The organism is Ligilactobacillus hayakitensis DSM 18933 = JCM 14209 (assembly GCF_000615845.1).
GTDB lineage: Bacteria > Bacillota > Bacilli > Lactobacillales > Lactobacillaceae > Ligilactobacillus > Ligilactobacillus hayakitensis.
In genome coordinates this window covers 59,706-67,403 of the sequence record NZ_BAML01000007.1, presented here as the reverse complement: position 1 = coordinate 67,403, position 7,698 = coordinate 59,706, and the positions used below count along the sequence as shown (strand labels likewise).

The following is a 7,698-nucleotide window of genomic DNA, read 5'->3' as shown; positions in this document are numbered from 1 at the left end:
ATTTTAACAACATATTTATTATATCACCTCGTTGATTTTTGTCAATAAAAAATTATATTTTTTTAATTAACTTTTATCAATCAAGACAACTTTTATATCTTATCACTTATATACCTTAGCGTCAACAATTATTTTTTATTTAATTACTAACGCCTTCGTATCAAGCAACGATTAATACTATACTCTCATCTTATTCTTTAGTCAACACTTTTTTAACATTTTTTATTAACTTTTTTTCTTATCATCTTTATAATAATTATCTAACTTTTATTTTCATTATATCACTCGACCAGATTCAGCTTTCTTTCACCCAAACCATCCCCTTCCGTCTTTAAATGAGAATAAAATTAAAAAATTAGAAAAACGTGTTGATTTTTTAATTTTTACTGCTATACTTAAATCAATTCATTAATAAAACATTTCATTTGAAACTAGTTGTTATATAATCTCAGTCGTCGATTACTATCATTTTCGGTATGCTGTGTATTATATCTCCTAGTATCTCGAATTATTGGGTTGATCTAAAACAAATTGGTGTATCTATTATGCTTTATTTCATTTACATAGAATCTAATCATAATAATAGATACATTCTACTCCCACGCTAATCCTACGCTTGGGAGTAATTTTTTTAAAATTTCTATCTTATATCATTATTAAAAATGATGATTAATTACTTCTAAATAATTTAATTAATTATTTCTTGCCAGGTCAGCAGATCATTTTTACTTAAAATTAACCTTAGAATGAAACAATGATTTGGCAAAAATTATAATTATAATTCCTCAAACTACATCGAAGGGCACTAATAGATTCTGTCTATTAGTGCCCTTTTTTAACTTTCTAACAATTTAATTATATGGTATTCTTAGTGATGGAAACATTTTAATAAATTACATAGAGAGATTGGTGATTCTATGAAAAGGTCAGTTACTTTATTCATTTCATTTGTCTGTACTTTACTTTTTTTAGGAAGTTTTAATTCAAATGTAAATGCTGATACTAAGACCTATAATATTGGAACAGATGTTACGTATCCTCCTTTTGAATTTGCTAATGATAAAAATCAATATGTTGGTATTGATATTGATTTAATGAAGGCAATTGCTAAAGAAGAAGGATTCAAGGTTAATATCAAGCCCGTTGGTTTTAATGCCGCTGTTCAATCGCTTCAATCAGGTCAATTAGACGGGGTCATGGCAGGTATGGCCATTACTGATGAACGTAAACAAAAGTTTGACTTCTCAAAGCCATATTATCGAACAGGATTTGTAATGGCTGTAGCAACCGACAGTAAAGTTTCTAATTTAAAAGATCTCAAAGGAAAACGCGTAGCTATCAAAACCGGTACTGCCGCTGGTAATTACGCCCTCTCATTAAAGAAAAAATACGGCTTTAAGACTGTTACCTTTGATGACTCTGATAACATGTATAATGACGTTGTTCATGGAAATTCAGTTGCTTGTTTCGATGACGAACCTGTAATGCAATATGCTATTTCTACAGGAACTAAACTTCGTATCGCAACCAAGCCCGCTCAACTTGGTCACTATGGTTTCGCTGTTATGAAAGGTCAAAATCAAGAACTTCTCCAAAAGTTCAATGAAGGTTTTGATAAAATTAAAGCTAACGGAGAATATGATCGGATTGTCCAACGTTACATTAGTAAAAAGACTATTGAAGCTCAAAAAGCTGCCAATACAAAAGCTAATAGCGAACACACATGGATTGGTTTAATTCAAAAAAATACCCCTACTTTATTAAAAGGATTAACTCAAACAATTTACATTACTATTTTAGGGATTATTGGTGCTACAATTTTTGGAGTAATCGTTGGTTTATTAGGAGTTATTCCAAATAAACTTTCTCAAGGAATTTCAACAACCATCATTTATATTTTCCGCGGATTGCCTTTATTAGTCTTAGCATTATTCATTTATAATGGGATTCCAACTTTAACTGGAACTAAGATTTCAGCTGTATTAGCTGGTATTATTACCTTAACCTTAAATGAAGGTGCGTATACTGCTGCATTCGTCCGCGGAGGAATCCAAGCAGTTGATAAAGGTCAAATGGAAGCTGCACGCTCGTTAGGGCTTCCTTTTGGTAAAGCAATGACAAAAATAATCTTGCCACAAGGCTTAAAGATTATGGTTCCGTCATTTATTAACCAATTTATCATCACCTTAAAAGATACTTCAATTTTATCTATTATTGGTATCTTAGAATTAACACAAACTGGTAAAATCATTATCGCCAGAAACCTTGAAGGCTTCAAAGTTTGGGCAATAATTGGGGCAATGTACTTAATTGTAATTACAATCCTTACTTGGATTTCAAATTACGTCCAAAAGAAACTAAAATAACGCTTATATAAGCATAAAAAAGCTGGGAAAAATTCCCAGCTTTTTTATTTTGTCTCATTATTTATCATCTTTATTATATTTCGCCATCAACACATCGCATTTAGCAGTTTGAATTACATATGATGCAACCGATCCAACTACTAGGCGTTGGATGAAATTCTTTCCTGTTGATCCAATCACAATTAAATCGTTTTTATATTCGGGTTGGAAATCTTGGGTAATGACCATCTTAGGGTTACCAAAACGAAGGTGCACTGATACTTGGTCTTCTTTTAAATATCCTTTTTTGACAATATCTTCTTTTAAATCAGTTAGATACTTTTCGTTTGCTTGTTCAACTTCATAGATTTGATGACCATCTAAAGCAATTCCTGCGCCACCATATTCAAATGAATTTAAATCAAGTACTCGTAAAATATCTAAGTGAGAATCTTTGTGTCTTTTAGTTGTTTCAATCGCTGTTTTTAAAGCAACATCTGACCCCTCTGATCCATCGACTGCAACTAAAATTCTCTTGTATTCTTGTGTCATATTAATCCCTACTTTCTTATCCGTACTTTATCTACTTTTAGATTAATCTTTTTTTCTGCTTTTTGCAAGGGTTTTCATAAATATTAAATATAATTTGATAAATTTTAGTAATTATAAAAAAAGACAGCTAGAAAATTTCTAACTGTCTTTTAACTCTACGCTTCTTTTAAGTATTCTTGATGCTTTGCCTTTAATTCGGCAAATTTTTCTTCGGTAATCTTACCTAATTCAAGAAGTCTTTGTTCAATCATTTCTAAAACTTTAACGCGATCTTCTTTACTTTCCATAAAGTCAAACTTGTCACCATCAATCACTAATAAATCTGATGCATCATATTCTTTTATCCATACATCATATTGACCTAATAAGCGATGGTAGTAATCAACTAGAGAAGGATCTGTTTCGATTAATTCATATTCACGACCGCGTTTTTCAATGCGCTTAATCATTGTATCGTATGATACTTTAATTGTAATCATCAAGTCAGGTGATTTTTTGTGAGCTGCATATGGAAGTTCTTCCATCATGTTATCAAGTAAGCTCTTATAAATATCATATTCTACTTCTGTAGCATTTCCCATTTCAGTATTCATTCGCATGAAAATTTCATCTTCATAAATTGAACGATCTAAAATGTTATTATCATCTTGCATTGCTTGCTTAATCATCGCAAAACGACGATTTAAAAAGAATGTTTGAAGTAAGTATGCATAAGGGTTAGTTGCCTTTGTATCCCCTTGTGCACGTTTCTTAGCAGCGATTTCATTTCCTTTGTAAAATAAGGGTAATACTGGGTTATCAGTAACAGGTTCGTAAAAAGGTTTTGTACCTAATTCATCTGCTAAAATTTGGGTTAAACTTGACTTTCCTGAGCCAATAATTCCTGATAATGTAATCAAAATAATTCATTCATCCTTTCTCTATCTACTTTACGAAATTTTTCTTATTTTTTAGGAAAATTTCGTAACTGACTTTATTAAGTATACCTATATCCGTCAGAAAAATAAAGCTAAAAAACAGAATTCCTAAAATAAATTTTTTCACCATATAGTATTGACTACTTCAATAAGATACTATATATTGTATAAATGTAAAATAAATCCCAATCTTATAACATGGAGAGAGTTTGATGAACAAAGTATATTTAGCTGGTCCTTTTTTCAGTGACCACCAAAAAGAACGTCTTGCTTTAGTTAAAGCAGCCCTCAAAAAAAATCCCACAATCGGTAAGATTTTCGAGCCATCTGAAAATTCATATACAGAAGCTGAATTCGGTTCGCTTGAATGGCAAAAAGCAACCTACCAGCTCGATGTAAATCATATCTATACCAGTGACTTAGTTGTTGCTGTAATTGATTATAAAAAAGAAGAAGCCGATAACGAACCTGATTCTGGCACCGCCTTTGAAATCGGGTTAGCTTATGGTATCCATAAACCCGTCGTTGTCGTACAATTTGATCCTAAAAAAGAATTAAACTTAATGATTTCTCAAGGTCTAACTGCTTATTTTGATGTAAGTAAAGGTGAGCTTGAAGATTTGGCTAACTATGATTTTGACCTTTTCATGCCAAAATTAGCTAATCGCCCTGTAATCTAAAAAATCGCTTATTTCTAAACAAGATTCTAGTTAAGAAATAAGCGATTTTTTATTTTTATTTTTGATAGATTGCTTGAACTTTTTTAACATCTTCTGGTTGAATTGTATAGTATGACCCTGCAGGTTGCATTACAGAAACTTCATCTGTATGCTCCAACCCAATTGCGTGCCCTAATTCATGTTCGGCAGTATTTACAATTCTTTGTTCACTGTAACCATAAGCTGGGTTTTGTAGATAGAGTTTATTTAATTTCACTACCGCTTTTAATATTTCGTTTGTTTGAGCATCGGTTGTCGTATCTGTTGTCCCAGCTGTCCCATCATCTTTGGTTGTTAATTGACAAATTATCTTGGCGTCATCACGATTATTGACTAACTTAAATTTAAAAGCCTTCGTATTATTCCACTGATGAATCGCACTTACCATTGCATTATGTAACTGCTCATCATCAATATCTATATAAACATTAGCTGTATTATTTTCAAAATGTGCTCCTCTGGTGCTATTTTGATCAGCTGTCATTTGTTCAGCATTAACGGATGTAGATTTAATTGAGGTAATATTTTTTTTATTAAGAATTGTCTGGAAATTTATTATCGCTTGCGAAATAACATTAGTTACCTGCGGCGTATCTAAAATACTCCGAACACCCGCAATTATTAACACTAAAATTATGATATTTATAATTGCTCTTAATAATTTTCTCAATCTCTACACCTACTTTCTTTAGTACATTTACTTATTCTACAATCTTTATTCCCGCCTGTAAATATAACCTTTTTTCCTTAAAATAAATTTAAAAGCGTATAATAAGAATTATAGGAGGGATTTATATGAAAAATATTGCTATTTTCTGTGGTGCTAATGTTGGAGATTCACCCATTTATCGTAAGGCTGCCATTGATTTGGCCCATTGGCTAGCACAGCATAATTATGGCTTAGTTTACGGAGGCGGAGCCGTTGGTTTAATGGGCGAAGTTGCTTTAACAGCGCTCAAACTTAAGGTTCCTGTAACAGGGATTATGCCTGAATTCTTAAAAAATCAAGAAATCAGTGCCGATAATCTAGATGCTTTTATCGTGACTAAGGATATGGACGAACGTAAGCAAAAAATGATGGCCCTCTCTAATGGTTGTATTGCCCTACCTGGAGGACCTGGGACCTTAGAAGAAATCTCTCAAGCTTATTCATGGGCCCGCGTTGATCAATACGATTGGCCCTGTGCTTTTTATAATGTAAATGGTTATTATGATTTACTAGAGCAATTCTTCGATAAAATGGTTGAAGAAGGATTTTTAACTAAATATGATCGACGTCATCTTTTCTTTTCTGATTCACTCGATGATATTTATGAATTTATGGAAAATTACGAAAAATTCTAAGTAAAGACCACTATTTTAAGTCGCCTCAAAATAGTGGTCTTTATTTATTGTTTATCAAATATTTCTTTCATTAAAGCTTGTTCTTCAGGCGCTAATTGGGCTAATACCCGTTCAAATTCTTTTGGATTAGTCTTTAAATTTCGCACAAATTCTTTAAACATGGGATCATTTTCCAAAACTGAAATCAAACTATCTTTATGCATATATTCTTGCCGTGAAAGATATAAGCCTTTCCCATTTTGAACAGAGTGTAAAAAGTATTTCATATCTTGTTCATTAAAGAAACCTACGCTATTAAAGTACATCGCTAAAGCACCAAGCGCTTCTCCAATCAACATAACATCTTTTTGATCTTCAAAGCCGATTTTCCGCGGATACCAAGAATTAATGAATGGTAATGGAGAGCCTAAATCATATGCCACTGTTTTTTTCATATATTTAGCCAAATATTCGTTTAAATAATCATCAATAAATCCAAGCATAATATCGATTTCTTCTTGATTGTACTCATTATCTTGAATTAAAAAGGCTTTAACCCCTTCGATAATTGCCTGATTGTATTCTTGAACTTCTTGTAATCTTTCAGCTTGTTTTAAATCAGAAACTTCATCAAATTGCGTGATTTGCTTCCATTTTGTTTCTAAAGTTTTTTTTGTTCCTTGACGCACTAAACGATATTCATCTTCAAAGTACTCTAACATAAGGGTTGCCGGATTAACACTACTTGCTTTTGTTTTAATTTGTTTTGTTGTCGCTAACATTAACCCTAAATCAACTTGAATATCTTCTTCATCCAAGCCTTCGAGTTCAATCATACGCAAATAATCATTTATCACCGCATCCATTTCTTCATCAAACTCATCAACAAAACTTACAGTTGTATTATCAAATTCAGTTCTAAACTTATTTAATTTATCTTCTGGAATATCTATTTGTGGTAACATCCAATAAAGCGTTTCAAAAAAGTTAAGAACAATGTCCGTCCCTGATAATTGTTGTATATTTTTTAAAACTACTGGAAATTTAGTTTGGTTATTAACCAACAGTAATCCTTGATTATTTGCTTGTGTGAATTTCTGTACACTCCATGAATTAGCTGGCGTCGCTTCTTTTATTTCACTTTTATTTGGGATATCTTTTAATAATGTTTTGGTTTTATCATTCACAAAAAAATTAACCATTTTTCTTGCCCCCTAGTTATGTTCACCCTAATTCTAAAAAAAATCGGTACCCTTTACAAGTACCGATTAAAAATTATTGTTTCATTAAGAAATTATAGAGCATACTTTCCTTTAAATCCTCAACATTTGCTCCAAGAGCTTTAGCTAAAGCAAATGAAAATGGTAATGCCGTAGCCGGTCCACGACTTGTGATGATTTTAGCAACTTCATCAACTACTACCATATCTTCTTTAAAGTTTCCTTTTGGATCGCCATGCTCTTCATTCATCCCTGGAAACATTGTATAATCATGTCCTTCTAATAAGCCATAACGTGCCAATGCCATCGGAGCAGCACACATCGCCGCATTCCATTGTCCTTTATTAGCTCTTTGTTGCATTAAATGCATCAATTTATCACTATCACGAAGATTAGTTGCTCCAGGTAAACCTCCTGGGAATGTTACTAAATCATAATCTAACAAATCATCATTTAATACTTTATCACAGGTAACTTGAATTCCATGCGAACCTGTAACTTCCTTGGAATCCAAACCAACCATATCACATTGAAAACCTGCGCGACGTAACACATCAACTTGGGTAAGGCCTTCAATTTCTTCAAAACCATTTGCTAAAACAACAGCAACTTTTTTTGTCAT

General features: G+C 32.2%; 8 protein-coding genes. 3 read left to right on the top strand and 5 right to left on the bottom strand.

Annotated elements, in window-relative coordinates:
- Nucleotides 1–917 precede the first annotated feature (917 nt).
- A complete protein-coding gene (locus JCM14209_RS03425) occupies nt 918–2,366 on the top strand; it encodes an amino acid ABC transporter substrate-binding protein/permease (RefSeq protein WP_025022199.1) in 1,449 nt (482 codons plus the stop codon).
- Between the two features lie 57 nt (nt 2,367–2,423).
- Here JCM14209_RS03425 and JCM14209_RS03420 read toward each other — a convergent pair whose 3' ends face one another.
- A complete protein-coding gene (locus tag JCM14209_RS03420; RefSeq protein ID WP_025022198.1) occupies nt 2,424–2,897 on the bottom strand; it encodes a universal stress protein in 474 nt (157 codons plus the stop codon).
- A gap of 155 nt (nt 2,898–3,052) precedes the next feature.
- A complete protein-coding gene (locus JCM14209_RS03415; RefSeq protein WP_025022197.1) occupies nt 3,053–3,796 on the bottom strand; it encodes a deoxynucleoside kinase in 744 nt (247 codons plus the stop codon).
- A 230-nt stretch (nt 3,797–4,026) separates the two neighbouring features.
- Between JCM14209_RS03415 and JCM14209_RS03410 the strand changes: the two genes are divergently transcribed.
- Nucleotides 4,027–4,494 (top strand): nucleoside 2-deoxyribosyltransferase, encoded by a 468-nt coding sequence (locus tag JCM14209_RS03410; protein WP_025022196.1) that lies wholly within the window; start codon nt 4,027–4,029, stop codon nt 4,492–4,494.
- Nucleotides 4,495–4,549: 55 nt separating this feature from the next.
- On the opposite strand, the gene JCM14209_RS03405 is transcribed toward JCM14209_RS03410, so the two are convergent.
- The gene (locus JCM14209_RS03405) at nt 4,550–5,203 is read right to left on the bottom strand and encodes a matrixin family metalloprotease (protein ID WP_025022195.1); all 654 of its coding nucleotides are present in this window, start codon (nt 5,201–5,203) and stop codon (nt 4,550–4,552) included.
- Nucleotides 5,204–5,328: 125 nt separating this feature from the next.
- Between JCM14209_RS03405 and JCM14209_RS03400 the strand changes: the two genes are divergently transcribed.
- Nucleotides 5,329–5,877 (top strand): LOG family protein, encoded by a 549-nt coding sequence (locus JCM14209_RS03400; protein WP_025022194.1) that lies wholly within the window; start codon nt 5,329–5,331, stop codon nt 5,875–5,877.
- Nucleotides 5,878–5,921: 44 nt separating this feature from the next.
- Here JCM14209_RS03400 and JCM14209_RS03395 read toward each other — a convergent pair whose 3' ends face one another.
- Both JCM14209_RS03395 and JCM14209_RS03390 read right to left on the bottom strand, forming a co-directional pair.
- Nucleotides 5,922–7,058: a DUF6933 domain-containing protein gene (locus JCM14209_RS03395; protein ID WP_025022193.1), complete on the bottom strand. Its 1,137-nt coding sequence runs from the start codon at nt 7,056–7,058 to the stop codon at nt 5,922–5,924.
- A gap of 73 nt (nt 7,059–7,131) precedes the next feature.
- On the bottom strand, nt 7,132–7,698 hold the full coding sequence (locus JCM14209_RS03390; protein ID WP_025022192.1) for a DJ-1 family glyoxalase III: 567 nt from the start codon (nt 7,696–7,698) through the stop codon (nt 7,132–7,134).

Coding starts and splice junctions, on each gene's coding strand:
- JCM14209_RS03400 (WP_025022194.1), top strand. CDS start 5,329: ATGAAAAATATTGCTATTTTCTGTGGTGCTAATGTTGGAGATTCACCC.
- JCM14209_RS03390 (WP_025022192.1), bottom strand. CDS start 7,698: ATGACAAAAAAAGTTGCTGTTGTTTTAGCAAATGGTTTTGAAGAAATT.
- JCM14209_RS03425 (WP_025022199.1), top strand. CDS start 918: ATGAAAAGGTCAGTTACTTTATTCATTTCATTTGTCTGTACTTTACTT.
- JCM14209_RS03395 (WP_025022193.1), bottom strand. CDS start 7,058: ATGGTTAATTTTTTTGTGAATGATAAAACCAAAACATTATTAAAAGAT.
- JCM14209_RS03420 (WP_025022198.1), bottom strand. CDS start 2,897: ATGACACAAGAATACAAGAGAATTTTAGTTGCAGTCGATGGATCAGAG.
- JCM14209_RS03410 (WP_025022196.1), top strand. CDS start 4,027: ATGAACAAAGTATATTTAGCTGGTCCTTTTTTCAGTGACCACCAAAAA.